14 protein-coding genes and 1 riboswitch are annotated in these 16,054 nt (G+C 70.9%); of the genes, 6 read left to right on the top strand and 8 right to left on the bottom strand.

What is annotated here, in order from left to right; all coding sequences use genetic code 11:
* Positions 1-13: 13 nt before the first annotated feature.
* Positions 14-811 carry a tyrosine-protein phosphatase gene (locus OHA58_RS04630; protein WP_405476704.1) on the bottom strand — a complete coding sequence of 266 codons (798 nt, stop codon included), beginning with the start codon at positions 809-811 and terminating at the stop codon, positions 14-16.
* Between the two features lie 408 nt (positions 812-1,219).
* Positions 1,220-1,400, top strand: a riboswitch (cyclic di-AMP (ydaO/yuaA leader).
* A 4-nt stretch (positions 1,401-1,404) separates the two neighbouring features.
* Between OHA58_RS04630 and OHA58_RS04625 the strand changes: the two genes are divergently transcribed.
* Positions 1,405-2,211 (top strand): peptidoglycan DD-metalloendopeptidase family protein, encoded by an 807-nt coding sequence (locus tag OHA58_RS04625; RefSeq protein WP_405476701.1) that lies wholly within the window; start codon positions 1,405-1,407, stop codon positions 2,209-2,211.
* Positions 2,212-2,442: 231 nt separating this feature from the next.
* Entirely contained in the window at positions 2,443-3,234 is a 792-nt protein-coding gene (locus OHA58_RS04620) for an SGNH/GDSL hydrolase family protein (protein WP_227298375.1), read from the top strand.
* Between the two features lie 107 nt (positions 3,235-3,341).
* On the opposite strand, the gene OHA58_RS04615 is transcribed toward OHA58_RS04620, so the two are convergent.
* Positions 3,342-3,965 (bottom strand): TetR/AcrR family transcriptional regulator, encoded by a 624-nt coding sequence (locus OHA58_RS04615; RefSeq protein WP_405476697.1) that lies wholly within the window; start codon positions 3,963-3,965, stop codon positions 3,342-3,344.
* Positions 3,966-4,226: 261 nt separating this feature from the next.
* Here OHA58_RS04615 and OHA58_RS04610 point away from each other — a divergent pair, with 261 nt between their 5' ends.
* Positions 4,227-5,795, top strand: a complete 1,569-nt coding sequence (locus OHA58_RS04610; RefSeq protein WP_405476695.1) for an APC family permease — start codon at positions 4,227-4,229, stop codon at positions 5,793-5,795.
* An 82-nt stretch (positions 5,796-5,877) separates the two neighbouring features.
* On the opposite strand, the gene OHA58_RS04605 is transcribed toward OHA58_RS04610, so the two are convergent.
* The gene (locus tag OHA58_RS04605; RefSeq protein ID WP_405476693.1) at positions 5,878-6,087 is read right to left on the bottom strand and encodes a hypothetical protein; all 210 of its coding nucleotides are present in this window, start codon (positions 6,085-6,087) and stop codon (positions 5,878-5,880) included.
* Positions 6,088-6,117: 30 nt separating this feature from the next.
* Positions 6,118-6,459 carry a hypothetical protein gene (locus OHA58_RS04600; protein ID WP_405476691.1) on the bottom strand — a complete coding sequence of 114 codons (342 nt, stop codon included), beginning with the start codon at positions 6,457-6,459 and terminating at the stop codon, positions 6,118-6,120.
* A gap of 19 nt (positions 6,460-6,478) precedes the next feature.
* On the opposite strand from OHA58_RS04600, the gene OHA58_RS04595 reads away from it, so the two are divergent.
* From OHA58_RS04595 to OHA58_RS04585, 3 genes are all read left to right on the top strand, one after another.
* Positions 6,479-7,123: an IS607 family transposase gene (locus OHA58_RS04595; protein WP_405476689.1), complete on the top strand. Its 645-nt coding sequence runs from the start codon at positions 6,479-6,481 to the stop codon at positions 7,121-7,123.
* A 147-nt stretch (positions 7,124-7,270) separates the two neighbouring features.
* The gene (locus OHA58_RS04590) at positions 7,271-8,872 is read left to right on the top strand and encodes a hypothetical protein (RefSeq protein WP_405476688.1); all 1,602 of its coding nucleotides are present in this window, start codon (positions 7,271-7,273) and stop codon (positions 8,870-8,872) included.
* Between the two features lie 46 nt (positions 8,873-8,918).
* The gene (locus OHA58_RS04585; protein WP_405484763.1) at positions 8,919-9,737 is read left to right on the top strand and encodes a helix-turn-helix domain-containing protein; all 819 of its coding nucleotides are present in this window, start codon (positions 8,919-8,921) and stop codon (positions 9,735-9,737) included.
* Here OHA58_RS04585 and OHA58_RS04580 read toward each other — a convergent pair.
* Genes OHA58_RS04580 through OHA58_RS04565 form a run of 4 tightly spaced genes read right to left on the bottom strand, consistent with a single transcriptional unit; the run spans position 9,678 to position 15,815 of the window.
* Positions 9,678-11,852: an acetate--CoA ligase family protein gene (locus OHA58_RS04580; protein ID WP_405476685.1), complete on the bottom strand. Its 2,175-nt coding sequence runs from the start codon at positions 11,850-11,852 to the stop codon at positions 9,678-9,680. The two genes, OHA58_RS04585 and OHA58_RS04580, sit on opposite strands and share 60 nt — an antisense overlap.
* Positions 11,849-13,036, bottom strand: a complete 1,188-nt coding sequence (locus OHA58_RS04575) for a Glu/Leu/Phe/Val dehydrogenase dimerization domain-containing protein (protein ID WP_405476683.1) — start codon at positions 13,034-13,036, stop codon at positions 11,849-11,851. The genes OHA58_RS04580 and OHA58_RS04575 overlap by 4 nt, the downstream gene beginning before the upstream one ends.
* Complete coding sequence (locus OHA58_RS04570; RefSeq protein ID WP_405476681.1) at positions 13,033-14,646, bottom strand: 5-guanidino-2-oxopentanoate decarboxylase; 1,614 nt, start codon at positions 14,644-14,646, stop codon at positions 13,033-13,035. The genes OHA58_RS04575 and OHA58_RS04570 overlap by 4 nt, the downstream gene beginning before the upstream one ends.
* An 11-nt stretch (positions 14,647-14,657) precedes the next feature.
* A complete protein-coding gene (locus tag OHA58_RS04565) occupies positions 14,658-15,815 on the bottom strand; it encodes an acyl-CoA dehydrogenase family protein (protein WP_405476679.1) in 1,158 nt (385 codons plus the stop codon).
* Positions 15,816-16,054: the final 239 nt, after the last annotated feature.

Raw genomic sequence — 16,054 nt, 5'->3', positions numbered from 1 at the left:
GGACCGGTGAGCCTCAGTCGAGGAGGCGCTCGCGCAGCCGCTCGCGCCGGGCGGGGGAGAGCTTGAGGCCTTCCTCCAGGTAGCGGTCGGTGGAGCCCCAGGTCTGCACGACCTGCTCGAAGGCGGCCGCCAGATACGTGGCGCGGGCGTCGAACAGCGGGCTCAGCAGCTCCATGACTTCGGGGGACATCGCGTCCTTCGAGGCACTGCTGCGGTGCACCTTGTAGCGGCGGTGCGTCGCGTTCGACTCCAGGTAGTCCGCCTCGATGGCGTCGCGCTCCACACCCACGGCCAGGAGCGTGACCGCTATCGACAGCCCCGCGCGGTCCTTGCCCGCCGCGCAGTGCATGAGCGCCGGCACGCTGTCCTCGGCGAGGGAGTGCAGGACCTGGCTGTGCTCGGCGGTGCGCTCCGTGATGATCGCCCGGTACGACGTGATCATGCGGTTCGCGGCCTGGCCCTCGGCGAGGGCGGCGCGCAGGTCGTCGAGGTTGCCGTCGCGCACCATCTGCCAGAACTCGGCGCCGTCCGCCGGGTCGGTCAGCGGCAGATTCACGTTCCGCACGCCGGGCAGCGTGACGTCGGGGCCTTCGAGGCGCTGGTCGGCGGCGTTGCGGAAGTCGAAGATCGTGTGCAGCCCGAGCGAGGAGAGGAACGCGGCGTCCTCGTCCGTGGCGTGCGCGAGGTGACCACTGCGGAACAGCACGCCCTGCTTGACCCGACGCCCGTCCACGGTCGGGAGACCACCGACATCGCGGAAGTTGCGCACTCCGGCCAACTCGGGCTCGGTGGACGGGACCTGCTGCGTCACGGGGGCTCCTCCCGGTCGGCCGCGGCGCTGCTCGCCTGCGGGCGGCTTCGACGATACGACATGGCTGCCAGGGGCAACCATGTGAGAGGCGGCTGGTGATTGAGTGTCGAATGCCCGAAATAAACCGATAGATAGGTAATCAAGCTTTATGGGATAACTGACCCTGAAATACAGCCACATGGTGGCCGATAGGTGAGCAGGGTCATAGCGGTGACCGTGCGTGGCGGCGGGGCCGAATGAGTTTCCAGTAGGTATCGCAGTTGCAAAGATCGTGAATCGACGGAGCGTGACGGCCTTTTCCGGAATGGATCATTTAAGGATCAAGAACCGGAATGCCCGGGGGAATTCGCGGCTTGTCCCCGCGCTCCCCGCTCGCTTACGTTCGGCGCAATCCGGACGGACCGCCTAATCCTGCCGCCGCCCGGAATCCGCACATCGATCCGTGCTCGGCAGGAGTGGGGGACCCAGGTAGACCGCCGTTTCCGGGACACCGGAAACGGCTCGGGGTGAAGCCGTGCCCGAAAGGGGCGCGGCCGGGCAGTTCCAGCCCGAACCCGACAGCTCACCTCGCAGGCGACGGAGAGGAATCCCCCATGCCCGCGAAGGGTAAGCACCGTCGTCCCAAGTCCCAGGGCTTCGCACGCACGATCGTCGTTGCCGGAGTGGGCGGCGTCGCGCTCGCGCTGCCGCTGATGGGTGCCGCCGGCGTCCACGCCGCGACTCCCGCGGTCGCCCACTCGGTCGTGAAGGCCGCGCCCGCCGCCAAGACCTACACGGTCAAGGGCGGGGACAGCCTTTCGAAGATCGCCGACGCGCAGAACGTCAGCGGCGGCTGGAAGAAGCTCTACGCCGACAACCGCTCGGCCGTCGGCGGCAACCCCTCCCTGATCCACCCGGGCCTGAAGCTGACGATCGGCCAGAAGGCCGCGGCTCCCGCCGCGAAGTCCTCGGCCACCGCCACGCAGGCTTCCGCAACCAAGGCCGCCACCGCTTCCGGTTACACGCTGCCCGTCCAGAGCGCCTCCATCGGCACGGCGTACAAGACCGCGGGCAGCATGTGGTCCAGCGGCTACCACACCGGTGTCGACTTCGTGGTTCCGACGGGCACTCCGCTCAAGGCCATAGCCGCGGGCACCGTCGTGTCGGCCGGCCTTGACGGTGCGTACGGCAACGAGGTCGTCATCCAGCACGCCGACGGCAAGTACTCGCAGTACGCCCACATGTCGTCCCTCTCCGTCTCGTCCGGGCAGACCGTGACCGAGGGTCAGCAGATCGGCCTCTCCGGCGCGACCGGCAACGTCACGGGACCGCACCTGCACTTCGAGATCCGCACCACCCCGAGCTACGGCTCGGACGTGGACCCGGTCGCGTACCTCCGTGCCCACGGGGTCTCGCTCTGACTCCGAAGGTGTGACGTCGCTCCGACCCTGACGGTGTGACGTGAAGGTGTCTCGTCGAGGCGTGACGTGAAGGGGCGGGTCCGGTTCCGGGCCCGCCCCTTCGTCGTGCCCCTTCGTCGTGTCCCGTCGTATTCCTGAAATCGCGAAACTGACCGGGTGGGCTATATCACCACCCGTCAACCCCTTCCTACGGTCGCGTAGGTCACATCGCAGGGTGAAAGATGTGTGGTCGTGGCAAACGAATCGAGATCACTCAGCGGCGGCACGATTCGGTCCTACGCGGCGGTGGGGGACAGCTTCACCGAAGGCGTCGGGGACCCCGGTCCCGACGGGGCCTTCGTGGGCTGGGCCGACCGTCTCGCCGTCCTCCTGGACGACCGGACCCCCGAGCACTCCTTCCGGTACGCGAACCTTGCCGTGCGCGGCAAGCTCCTCGACCAGATCGTGGAGGACCAGCTCCCGCGGGCCGTCGAACTCGCCCCGGACCTGGTGACCTTCGCCGCCGGCGGCAACGACATCATCCGTCCCGGCACCGACCCCGACGACGTCGCGGAGCGCTTCGAGAAGGCCGTGGCCCGGCTGACCTCCGCCGTCGGCACGGTCATGGTGACCACCGGCTTCGACACCCGGGACGTCCCGGTCCTCAAGCATCTGCGCGGCAAGATCGCGACGTACAACGGGCATGTGCGCGCGGTCGCCGACCGCTACGGCTGCCCGGTGCTCGACCTGTGGTCCCTCAAGACCGTCCAGGACCGCCGTGCCTGGGACGACGACCGGCTGCACCTCTCGCCCGAGGGGCACACGCGGGTCGCGCTGCGGGCGGGGCAGGCGCTCGGCGTCGAGGTGCCGGCGGACCCGGACCAGCCGTGGCCGGCGCAGCCGCCGCGCGGCACGCTGGAGGTGCGGCGCGACGACATCCACTGGGCGCGGGAGTTCCTGGTGCCGTGGATCGGCCGACGGCTGCGCGGCGAGTCGTCCGGGGATCATGTGGCGGCGAAGCGGCCGGATCTGCTGCCGCTCTGACGGGAGTTGCGCGCGTCATGGGGGAGCTCGCCCTTGGGGGCGGCTCCCCCGCGTCATTTCTGCGCGGTCACCCCGGGCTCCCTTCGGAGCCCGACGTCGTGGCGCCGTCAGCCCGCCGTCGTCGCCGTCAGGTCCGCCCGCTCGAGTCCCAGCTCGCGGGCCAGCGCGTCGTCGACCCACTCCTGCATGCGGGTCCGTGAGACCGTCCCCGTATACGCGGTCATCTGCACCGCGAGACCGTCGAGGAGCGCCGTCAGGCGCAGTGCGGCGCCCGCCGGGTCCGGGCAGCGGAACTCGCCCGCCGCCACGCCCTCCGCGACGACCTCCGTGAGCGCCGCCTTCCACTGCTTGTCCAGGTCGCGCGTGACCTCCCGCAGCGCGGGCTCACGCAGTGCCGCGGACCAGCCCTCGATCCACAGCCGCCACCCCTTGGCCTGCCCGGTCGGCGCGTACCAGCGCACGGCCGAGCGCAGCCGGCGCAGCGCCGTCGTGCGCTTGCCCAGCAGCTTGCGCAGATGCGCCAGGTCGCCCTCGGCGGCGTGCGCGAACGCGGCCGAGACGAGCTTTTCCTTCGTCGAGAAGTGGTACAGAACCAGCGCGTTGCTCACCCCGAGCGCTGCGGCGACGTCGGCGATGCGCACGGCTGCCACGCCCCGCGCCTCGATCTGCTCGATGGCGGCACGCAGCAACTCTTCGCGCCGCTCGGCCACGCTCAACCGCACTCTTGCCACGCGGTAACCCTACACACGGGCACCGGCGGTGGGGGCCGAGCGGCGAACCCGGCGTGAACGCCTCGTGCACGACTCTTGACAGTGCCCAGTGGTGCCCGTCACAGTCTCGCTTACTGACTGGCCGTTCAGTCAATAGGGCGACTGGGGAGCCGGTCCGGCACCGTCGCAAGAAGAGTCGCAGCACCGTAGCAAGAAGAGTCGCAGCACAGTCCGAGAACAACCGTCACGCCCCGTGCCCCGTCGTGCAGCAGGAGTTTCCCCGTGACCCAAGCGCCGCCGATACCGCCGACCGAGCCGTCCGCCAAGGGCGCACCCGACCTGCCTGACCTGTCTGAGGGCTGGGGTGAACAGCGCTCCCGGCTCAAGAAGGACCTGCGCAGGCTGGACGTGCTGTTCTTCCTGATCTGCACCCTCGTCGGCCTCGACACGATCGGCTCCGTGGCCGCCCAGGGTCCGCAGGGCCTGACCTGGATGGCGATCCTCGCCCTCGCGTTCTTCCTCCCGTACGGGCTGCTCGTGGCCGAACTCGGCTCGGCCTTCCCCGTGCAGGGCGGCCCCTACGTCTGGACGCGCCTGGCGTTCGGGCGGCTCGTCGCCGGTGTGAACCAGCTCCTCTACTGGATCTCCAACCCCGTCTGGGTGGGCGGCAGTCTGTGCATCATCGCGCTCACCACGTGGGAGGAGTTCTTCACCCCGCTGCCGGGATTCTGGAAGTACGCGGCCGGCCTCGTCTTCATCTGGGGCGGCGCACTGGCCGTCGTACAGTCCGTGCGCATCGGCAAGTGGGTGCCCATCGCGGGCGCCGTAGCCCGGGTCGTGCTCCTCGGGTTCTTCCTCGTCTCCGTGGTGGTGTTCGCCGTCCAGCACGGCGTGCACGCGCTGCCCGCGGGTGAGTTCGTCCCGACGTACGCCGGTTTCGTGGCGCTGGTCCCGGTCCTGATCTTCAACTACGTCGGCTTCGAACTGCCCAGCTCAGCGGCCGAGGAGATGACGAACCCGCGGCGCGACATCCCCCTGTCGATCCTGCGCTCGGGCTTCGCGGCGGTGCTCCTCTACGGCGGCCCGATCCTCGGCATCCTCTTTGTGCTGCCCAGCAAGGAGATCGGCAGCCTCGGCGGTTTCATCGACGCCTGCAAGGCCGTGTTCACGGTCTACGGCGGGTCGATCGCGGCCGACGGCACGGTCACGCTCACCGGCCTCGGCTCCGTCTTCGGCGGGGTCGCCGCGGCGGGCCTGATCATCGGCCTGCTGACCTCGGGCGTCACCTGGGCCATGGGCGCCCACCGCGCGCAGGCCGTCGCCTGTGCGGACGGCGCGGGTCCGGCGTGGCTCGGCCGCATCTCCGAGAAGCACGGGACGCCGGTGCGGGTGAACCTGCTCTCCGCCGTGCTCGGTTCGATCCTCTTCGTGGTCGCCCTCAACCTCACGGGCGGCAACGGCGAGAAGTACTTCGCGGCGGGCCTCGGCCTGACGATCTGCACCACCTTCATCTCGTACGTCATCACCTTCCCCAGCCTCGCCGTGCTGCGCCGCAAGTACCCGGACACGCCGCGCCCGTACGCCGTCCCGGGCGGACGCGTGGGCGCGTGGGTCGTGAGCGTCCTCGCCACCGGGTTCGTGGCGTTCACCGTGATCGTGCTGATCTGGCCGGGCTTCGGGGTCGGCTGGTTCGGCTCGGCGGGCAGTGCGGCGGACTCATTGCCTGAGTCGTTCGCCGGCCAGCGCGCCCAGTACACACTCAGCCAGGTGCTGCCCCTGCTGCTCTTCGTCGGCATCGGGCTCGCCTTCTACGCCATGGGCGCGCGGACGCGCAGGCGCGTGAGCGAGTAGCGCGGCCGCGCGCAAGAGAGGGCCTTCCCCGTGGCGGGGAGGGCCCTCTGGCGTGTCGGATCCCGACGGACGATCTGCCGCGTCAGACGCCCACGAACTGGTAGTCACGCACGATGCGTCCGTCCTCCGCCACAACCACGAACTCCAGCCCTTCGCCCGTCACTTCCCTGCTTTGCGTGAGGACCGACTCCCAGCGGAACGTGACGACGTCGTTCAACTGCTGCGCGTGCGCGGCCGTCGCCCTGAACGTGTACTCGCCGGACGCCACGAACTCTTCATGGGCCCGCGCCACCCGCGCCTCCAGCTCCTCGTGACCGCGCGCCTACAAGGCGGCCGTGGGGAAGCCGAGGCGCACGGCCGACTCCCGCAACTCCTGCGGCGGCAGCAGGGCGTGCACACCGTCCGGGGACCACAGCGCGTGCACCGCCCTGCGGCGCAGCTCGGGGTCCCTCTCGTTCCAGACGGCCGCGTACCGGCCGGCCAGCTCCTGTGCGTCGATGTGCGGCGTGGTCTCGCTCTCTTCCTGTCCTGTCCCTGATGGCTGTACGTGATGTGTGAACTCTGCGCGACGGGATGCGGCGCGACAATTCCCCGCAGGGAATGGCCAGTAGGTCCCGTCGTCGGGTTGGCGACTGTTTCTTGATTGATGGTCACGCTTGGTCATTTCGGGATAACTTGCCGGGATGGATCAAGGGATGGTTTCGGCGACAAGGGCTGCCCGGATATTGGGGGTGTCGACGCGGACGCTGCGCAGGTATACGGCATCCGGGGTGCTGGCTGACCGCAGGTCGCCGGGCGGGAAGCGCATCTTCTCCGTGGTGGAGCTGGAAGCGTTGCGGGCCGAGGCCGGGAAGCTGCCGGATGTTGAGGGTGTGGTGTTGTACGGGCGCGTGTCGTCCCAGCGGCAGCGGGGTGAGGGTGACCTTGACCGGCAGATGGCCCGGCTCAGAAAGGCTGCTGCCGGGCGCCCGGTTGTGGGCGAGTTCTTCGATGTCGCCTCTGGCCTCTCGGACCAGCGGCGGGGGCTGCGCAGGGCGTTGACGTTGTGTCAGCGTCCGGAAGTGTCGGTGCTGCTGGTCGAGCACGAGGAACGCCTTGCTCGGTTCGGGACCGGGGTCATGCGGGATGTAATGCTGCCAGCGTTCGGTGTGGCGCTGGAAATTACCGGTACGGATGAAGACCTGGACGCTTCGCAGGAATCGGAGCTGGTGCGGGACATGCTGGCCGTGGTCACCTCGTTCTCCGGAAGGTTGTACGGGGAGCGCTCCGCGAAGGCCAGGGCGCTGACGAAGGCAGTCAAGTCCACTGTCTTTTCCCCGGACTTGTAGGACATGCTTGGCCATCGCCGGTAGGGTGATCTTGTCGATGTGAGGGGAGGTCAGCCAGTGGCGCGTAAGAAGCGAGGTAAGCGGCTTCGCGTACTGGCTGACCCTTTCACCGTCGCCGCCCCGTCTGGGGCCCGGATACGGGACCGTGTGCATGCCACCGGCGCTGACGCCGAAGTCCTCACGCTGGCCGGCCGGCATCTGGGTCACCATCAGCGAGTCGACCTCGCCCGGCGAGTCGAGATCGGCAAGGTGTGCGTCAAGGACAATCAGCGCACCGAGCGGAAACACTCGCTGACGAAGCACTCGTCGTCGCGCATGGCTGGCGCGATGACCAGGGCGAGCGAGGACCAGTACCAGCTCTCTTTGCGGTGCCTGTACGACGAAGCGTCCTCGCTCCGCCGGGCGATCCGTACCATCACCCGCCGCCTGGCTGTTGCGTGCGGGACCAAGAAGGGCAAGGTCCGCGGCTACCGGGACCAGGCCGAACACTTCGGCAAACGGCGCCGCATGCAGGTCCTCAATGCGCGCCTCGCCCGAGTCGAGCAGCGCATTGCCGAGGGTCGGCCGAGCATTGTGGTCGGCGGGCGCCGCCTGGCGAAGACCCGGCACAATCTGGCCAAGGCCCGGCTCACCGAGCAGCAGTGGCGCGAACGGTGGGACGCTGAGCGGCTGTTTCTCACCGCTGACGGGGAGTCGGGGGCACCGTTCGGGAACTACACCATCAGCGTGGACCCGAACGATGGCAGCGTGACGGTCGTTCTCCCCGAGCCTCTGCGGCACCTGGCGAATCAGCCTCGTGGCCGGTACCGGCTGTCCTGCACCGTGCAGTTCTCGCACCGCCGTGACGAGTGGCTGGACCGCGTGACCGCGAACCGCGCCGTGCGGTACGACTTCGTCCACGATCCCGAGCGCGGACGCTGGTACCTCGATGCGTCCTGGGGCGCTGACACGGCCGTGCTGCCCACTCCGGAGGAGATCCGGCGGTTTGGTGAGCGGACGATCGGCATCGACCTCAACGCCGATCACCTGGCCGCCTACGTGTTGGACCCCCACGGAAACCCGATCGGCCAGCCCCACAGCATCCCCCTCGACCTGGTCGGCCCGGCATCGCAGCGGGACGGCCGACTGCGCGAGACGATCAGCCAACTCATCACGCTCGCCCGGCGCCACAACTGCGCCGGGATCGTGGTGGAGAACCTCAACTTCGACGACGCCCGCGCCACCGGCCGCGAGCGGATGGGGCGAGGCCGGCGCGGCAAGACCTTCCGCCGCACCGTCGCCGGTATCCCGACCGCACGGTTCCGGGAACGGCTGCGCGGCATGGCATTCCACGCCGGCCTCGTCGTCATCGCCGTCGACCCGGCCTACACCAGCAGCTGGGGCGAGAGGTACTGGAAGACCCCGCTCCAGGAGACCAGCAAGAAGACCACGGTCACACGGCACCACGGTGCCGCTGTGGCTACCGGCAGGCGTGGCCTGGGACACAGGATCCGGCGTCGGCCAGGTGTGACCGTAAGCGACCAGAGGATCGCTTCGCGGAGAGCTGCCGGCCAGACCGTATCCGTTCCCAGGCCATGCGGGACCGTGAGCCCACCCAGGACAGCGAGCGCGCCCGTACGGGGCGGTAAGACTCGGCTGGACCGAGGTGACCAACTCGCGCTGTTCCTCGACCCCGAAGACCGTTCGTGGGGTCACCGGATCACCTATCCGGTTTGTCACGATTCGGCCAACACTGGCCAATCACGATAGGAACGGTAGACACGGTCCGGTGACGACGCAGGCGGAATCGGCTGAGGTGGGGACAGGGGCAGGGCCTTCGGGCAGGGCGGCGCCGCGCGGGCTCGGTGAGGCGTTGCGTGAGTGGCGGGTGCGGCGGCGCGTCAGCCAGCTGGAGTTGTCCACGCGGGCGGGGACCACGCAGCGGCATGTCAGCTTCGTGGAGAGTGGCCGCTCGGTGCCGGGTCGCGCCATGGTCGTACGCCTGGCGGAGGCGCTGAAGGTGCCGCTGCGGGAGCGCAACGCCCTTCTCCTTGCGGCGGGTTACGCACCCGCGTACTCGGAGTCGCGTTTCGGGGGGCCGCAGCTGTCCGCCGTCCGTACGGCCCTGGAGCGCGTCATGGAGGCGCATCTGCCGTATCCGGCGGTCATCATCGACCGGTGCGGGGATCTCGTCTCGCGCAACGAGGCCTTCGACGCGCTGACCGAAGGGGTCGATCCGGCGCTGCTCTCGGCGCCGGTGAACATCGCGCGCGTGCTGCTGCATCCGCGCGGCCTCGGGCCGCGGATCGTGAACCTGGACGAGTGGGCCTGGCACGTCATCGACGGACTGCGCGACGAGTCCGTCCGCAATTCCAACCGAGCTCTCACGGAGCTGGTCGCCGAACTGGAGGACATGGTGCCGGACCGGCCTCGACAGGCCGGTCCGGACTACCTCGGCTTCGCCGTCCCGCTGCGGTTGCGTACGGAGCGCGGCGAGCTGCGCCTTTTGAGCACGCTCACCCACTTCGGGACGGCGGTCGATGTCACGCTTGCCGAGTTGAAACTGGAGGCGTTCCTACCGCTCGACCAGGAGACCGCCGCCCTCCTTGCCGACGCAATGGGCGGGCGCCGGTGAGGTGCCGGCCTGGTCGAGCACCCCGTGCGCGTCCAGCGCGATCGCGCCGCCCGGGTGCACGAGCAGGGGATTGACCTCCAGTTCGGTCAGCTCCGGATGGTCGACGGCGGCTCGTGCGACCGCGCACACGGCGGCGGCCGCCGCGTCCAGATGCGCTCCGGGCGCGCCGCGCCAGCCCGTCAGCAACGGCGCGTGCCGCAGCCGAAGGAGCAGGGCACGCGCGCGTGCGGGTGTGAGGGGTGCGAGGGCCAGCGCCGTGTCGGAGAGCAGTTCGGCGGTCACCCCTCCGATGCCGACCATGACGACGGGCCCGAACGACGGGTCGCGCCGTACACCGACGATCAGTTCGTGTCCGTACGGCGGTGTGGCCATCGCCTCCACGGCGTAGCGGTCCGCACCCGTAGCCGCCTTCATACGGGCGAACGCGGTCCGCAAGGCGTTGGCGTCGGCGATCGACAGGGCGACCCCGCCCGCCTCGGTCTTGTGCGCGAGCCCCATCGCCTTGAGGACGAGCGGATACCCCGTCCGGTGCTCCGCCGCCTCCACGGCTCCGTCCGCGTCGGTCACGAACTCGGCTGCCGGGAAGGCGAGTTGATAGGAGGCGAGCAGCTCCCGCACGCTCTCGTAACCGCCGTCCGCCAGCCTGTACGTCGCCGGTGCCGGCGGATCCTCGCGGGTGAGCGCAGGGTCCGTGAGGCGGGCCGCCGCGGCGACGGCGGTCGCGGCCTGCTCGATGCGCTCGTAGACGGGCACACCGCGCTGCCGCAGAACCGTCAGGGCGGGGGTGTCACGGGCCATTGTGTGCACCACGAGGGCGCGCCCGGATGCGACGGCGGCGTCCGCGAGGGCGTGTGCGACCTCGCATTCGCGCTCCGCCTGGGCCGGGTTGGCGGTCGCGTAGTCGCCGAAGTAGCCCGTGAGGACGACGGCGTCGGTGTCTCCCGAGTGCAGCAGGGTGCCCGCCACGCGCGCGTAGTTGCCGAGATCGGCCTCACCCGCGCCCGCCAGGTCGACCGGGTTGCCGCACCCGGCCCCACTCGGCAGCTGCTTAGCCACCGCCTCGCGCGTGCCCTCCGCGAAGGCGGGCACGTCGAGGCCCTGTGCGGCGAACGCATCGGCGGCGAGGGCGCCTTGGCCGCCGCTGTCCCCGACCACGGCGACGCTGCGCAGGTGAGGCGACGGGCCGGCTGCCCCGTGCCCCGCACTCCGGTCGCGTACACCCTGCGCCAGCAAGTACACCGCCGTGTCGACCAGTTCGCCCGCCGTGTCGAGCAGCAGGGCGCCGGCGTCGCGGCACACCGCCTCCACGGTGGCGCGCGCGCTCACCAGGGCGCCGGTGTGGGACGCGGCGGCGCGCCCGGACGCGGCGCTGCGCCCCACGGTCAGGAGCAGGACGGGCTTCCCGGCGGCGTGCGCGGCCGCCAGGACCTGTGCGAGCCGCCGGCCGTCGCGGAAGTCCTCGATGTACGCGGCGAGCGCTCTCGTGGGGCCGTGTGCGATCAGCGACTCCAGGGCGTCCGCCGCGTCGATGTCCCGCTGGTTGCCCAGCGACACGAACCGGGAGAAGCCCTGCCCGGAGCGTGCGAGGAGTCGGCCGATCTCCAGGGCGAGATTCCCGCTCTGGGACACGAGACCGAGGCCGCCCGAGGGGAACTCGCCCCAGCTGAGCCGCAGTTCGCTCGTCGTGTCCACCACGCCCATGCAGTTCGGGCCGAGCAGCCGCGCTCCCCGGGCGGTGACGAGCTCGGCGAGCGCCCGCTCCTCCTCGGCGGTGGCGCCGCCCGACGTGATCACGGTGAAACACCGGGCGCCCGCCGCGAGACCATCCGTGACCACGGGCCGCACATGGCGGGGCGGCACGGCGACGACGACGTGCTCGGGCGGCACGGGCAGCGACGCGAGATCCGGCAGGAACGGTTCACCGTCCAGGGCGCCCCCGCGGTGGTTGACGAGGTGGACGGCCCGGCGGTCGCGGCCCGACAGGGCCCCCGACGCCAGCCAGTAGCCCCACTTCTCCGGGTTGTCGGACGCCCCGACCACGGCGACCGACCGAGGGTCGAAGAGCGCGTCGAGGCCCACACGCGCGTGCACACTGGCGTCCGGCGGGGGCGTCACCTGTACCACCCGAACCGCTCCGCGATCACCGGAAGACGGTCGGCGACGATCGCGTGCGCGGCGGCACGCGGCGTCGTCCCGTCCGCCTCGGCCCGCGCCAGCATCTGGTCGATCAGCGCGCGCATGGAGCGCCGCGTGTAGGCGAACGCCTCGTCCGCGTTGGCCTCGATGTCCCCGAACAGGGTCCACCACCACCAGGCGTTCGTACCGGAGTTGACGACGACGTCGGGCAGGACGGTGATGCCGCGCCGCGCGAGCAGCTCCTCCGCCTCGGGCAGCACGGGCATGTTGGCGGCCTCGACGATCCAGCGCGCCGTGATCTGTTCCTGGTTCGCCGCGTCCACCGCGTACGACACGGCGGCGGGCACGAGGACCTCCGCTTCGGCCGACAGCCAGGCGTCGCCCGGCAGTTCACGGTCACCCTCGCGCAGCGCCGAACGGTCCACCGTCCCGTAGGCGTCACGGGCGGCGAGGAGCGCGTCCACGTCCAGGCCTTCGGGGTTGGCGACGGTGCCCTTGACGTCCGCGACGGCCACGACCCGCAGACCCGCGCGCGCCAGGAACCGGGCGGTTGCCCCGCCCATGGTGCCCAGGCCCTGCACGGACACCCGGGTGCCCTCGTACGGGACGCCCGCGCGGTCCAGGGCCGCGAGCACCGACTCGGCGACCCCGCAGCCGCCGACGAGCTCGTCGAGGCCGATGCCGTCGACGTCGACCGCGAAGGCGTCGGCGAGGCGCCGGCGCGCGGCCGCCTCGTCGTCGAGCAGCGGGTAGACGGCCTGGATGGACGAGACGAGCCCGGCCTCCTCGGCCGCCCTGTCGACGAGGTCCTGGGTGAGCCCCAGGTCCTCGCCGGTCGTCCAGAAGGACTCGATGTAGGGCCGCATGGCGCGCAGATAGCGCACGAGGACGCCGTACGCCTCCGGGTCCTGCGGGTCGCAGTCGATGCCGCCCTTGGCGCCGCCCAGCGGGATGTAGCGGCCCTGCGGGTTGTAGTGCAGGGCCTCCTTCATCGTCATCCCGCGCGCGAGGCCCGCGACCTCGTCGAGGGTGCAGCCCTGACGCATCCGGAGCCCGCCGCTGGACACGCCGCGCACGAGCCGGTCGACGACGAGGTAGCCGTGCCTGCCGGTGACGTGGTCGGTCCAGGTGAGCGACATCAGGGGGGTGGCGGGCGCGGTCATGCGGTCTCCTCGGGGACGGTGATCAGGGTGGGTCCGGGGGTGGCCAGGGCGCGGGTCAGGAGCGCCGCGAGTTCGCCGGGGGAGTGCGCGGGGGCACCCCTGCCGCCGAAGGCCCGCGAGAGGCCGGCGAGGTCCACGCGCGCGTGGTCGACGGCGGCCGGTGTGTCGCCGCGCGCGGCCATCTCGTCGCGGATCTCGCCGTAGCCGCCGTTGTCGAACACGACAACGGGCAGCGGCAGTTGGAGCTGCGCGGCCGTGGCCAGCTCCTGCACGGAGAACTGGATCCCGCCGTCCCCGCTGATCGCGATCACCTGCCGGTCGGGGCAGGCGGTCTTCGCGCCGATCGCGGCGGGCAGCGCGTAGCCGAGCGTGCCGAACCCGGTCGGGTGCAGATAGCGCCCCTCCGGGCCGACGGGGAGGTGCGGGAGCGCGCCGTAGTAGCAGCACTGGGCGCTGTCGGAGGTCACCACGGCATCGGCAGCGAGGACGCTCCTGATGGCTTCGAGATACGGCACCCAACGAGCGTCACGCGCGCGTGTCTCGTCGTCGCGGGCGGCGCGCACGGCGGCCGTGGTCCGCGTGGCCGCGTCCGTGGACGCGGGGCCCGGCACCTTGGCGAGCCGCTCCTTCAGCGCCTGCATCGTGGCCTGCGCGTCGCCCACCAGAGCGACGTCCGCAGGGAGGCCCGCGTACATCTGCGCCGGATCGACGTCGACACGGATCAGCCTGCCGCCGAGCGCAGGGGGCGCGGACCACAGGTCCGACTCGGCGAGCTCCGTCCCGACGGCGAGCACGACGTCGCAGTCGGCCAGCCACTTCTGTACGGAGGGGCTGTGCAGGGACACGCCGAGGGACAGTGCATGCCGTTCGTCGACGATGCCCTTGCCGTTCGCGGTCGTCGCCACCGGAGCGCCCAACTGCTCGGCCAGTGACCGGCATTGCTCGGCCGCACCGCGCGCGCCACCGCCCAGGACCAGGCCGGGGCGCACCGCGCCGGCGAGGAGGGCGACCGCCGCGTCGAGCGACGGACCGTCCGCCGTACGGGGCGCCGACAGGGGAGCGCGCCGTACCGGCCCGGCGTGCTCCGTCGCCTCGAGCAGGTCGAGCGGCACCTCGATGTGCACGGGCCGCGGCCTCTCCGTACGGAACAGGCTGAACGCGCGCGCCACAGCCGCCCCGATCTCCTCCACCGAGGACACCCGATGGCTGAACGCCGCCACGTTCCGCAGCGCCTCCGTCTGGCTGCGCATCTCGTGCAGCAGACCCGTCGACTGGCGCGGGTGGCGCAGCGGCATGCCAGGCGACACCACGAGAAGCGGCACGCTGTCCGAGTATGCCTGCCCGACCGCGGCCGCGATGTTCAGGAGAGCGGGCCCCGTCGTCGTGATCGCCACCCCGGGATCGCCCGTCACGCGCGCGTAGGCGTCGGCCGCGTACCCGGCGCCCTGCTCGTGACGCGGGGCGACGTGCGTGATGCCGTACGCCGCCAAGTGCCGGTAGATCTCCAGGTTGTGGGTCCCCGGAATGCCGAACGCGGTGGAGACCCCATGGGCGGCGAGTGCCCTGACGAGCGCCTCGCCGCCGGTCGACGTCCGCATCTGCTCAGTCACCGTCTCCTCGGTCACAGCGACCTCGATATGACCAGGCGCATGATGTCGGAGGTGCCTTCCTCGATCTCCTCCAGCTTGGCGTCCCGCATCCACTGCTCGACCGGGAACTCCCGCGAGTAGCCCCAGCCGCCGAGCGTCTGCACGGCCGCCCAGGTGCAGTACGCCGCCGTCTCCGACGCGGTCAGCTTGGCCATGGCCGCCTCGGCGGTCGCGTCGAGTCCGGCGTCCAGACGCCGCGCGGCACGCCACGTCATCAGACGGGACTGCTCGATCCGCGTCCGCATGTCCGCGAGGCGGAACGCCACGGCCTGGTGCTCGATGATCGGCTTGCCGAACTGCGCGCGCGTGCGTGCGTAGTCACGGGCGTACTCGTACGCGGCCCGCGCCACACCCGTGGCCGCCGCGCCCAGAACGGCGCGCGAGATGTCGAACGTCCGCATGAGGCCGGCGAAGCCCTGCCCCTCGTCGCCGAGACGGTCGGCGTCGGGCACGAACACGTCGGTGAAGAACACCTCGCGGCACACGATCGCGCGCTGGCCCATCTTGCGCATCGGCTCACCGAACGTGAGCCCCTCCGCGCCCTTGCGCAGCAGGAACGCCGTGACACCGCGCGAGCGCTGCGACGGGTCGGTCTTGGCGAAGACGACGTACTGCTCGGCCTCGCCCGCGTTCGAGATCCACGCCTTCTGGCCGTTCAGGAGGTAGCCGCCCGCCGTGCGCGTCGCGGTCGTCACGATCGACGCGGCGTCGGAGCCGGAGCCCGGCTCGGTCGTCGCCAGCGAGGTCATCGGGGTGTCGGGCCCGGCCAGCGGCGTCAGCCACGCGCGCTTCTGCTCCTCGGTGCCCAGCTCCATGACCGGGTCGGCGAAGAAGCCGTTCGAGCACAGGAGGTTGCCGATGCCCAGGTCACCGACGCACAGCTCCTCCTGGACGAGGACCTGCGTGAACACGTCGGTGAACCCGCCGCCCCCGTACTCCTCGGGCAGCATGAATCCGGTGATGCCGACCTTCGCGGCCGCGCGCCACAGATCCCAGGGCGTCTCCACGTCCGCCTCGTCCACGGCGCGCCCGCGCGGGCGGATCTCCTCACGCGCGAACGTCCTCGTGAGGTCCACGATGTCCCGCTGCTCCGGGGTGAGGGGGACCAGCTCGATGGGGAGCTCTGACACGGTGCCTCCAGAAACTGACGGATACCGACGAGGGGGTCACGACCGGCGCGGATCACTGACCCGATTACTGAATCGCCAGTCAGTATCCGAGGCCGTGAAGACCGATGTCAACGCAACGGCTACTGAATGATGGATCAGTTTTCTGGCGCTCTGCGAAGAGGCTTCCGCCCGCTCGGCGCGGGGAGGCCCGAACGGGGCACGAGCCGGTTGCCGGCCGTGACGCCGAGTGACGTCGGCGC

Source organism: Streptomyces sp. NBC_00009, assembly GCF_045040855.1.
Taxonomy (GTDB): Bacteria; Actinomycetota; Actinomycetes; order Streptomycetales; family Streptomycetaceae; genus Streptomyces; species Streptomyces aureus.
This window is presented reverse-complemented; position numbering and strand designations above follow the sequence as displayed.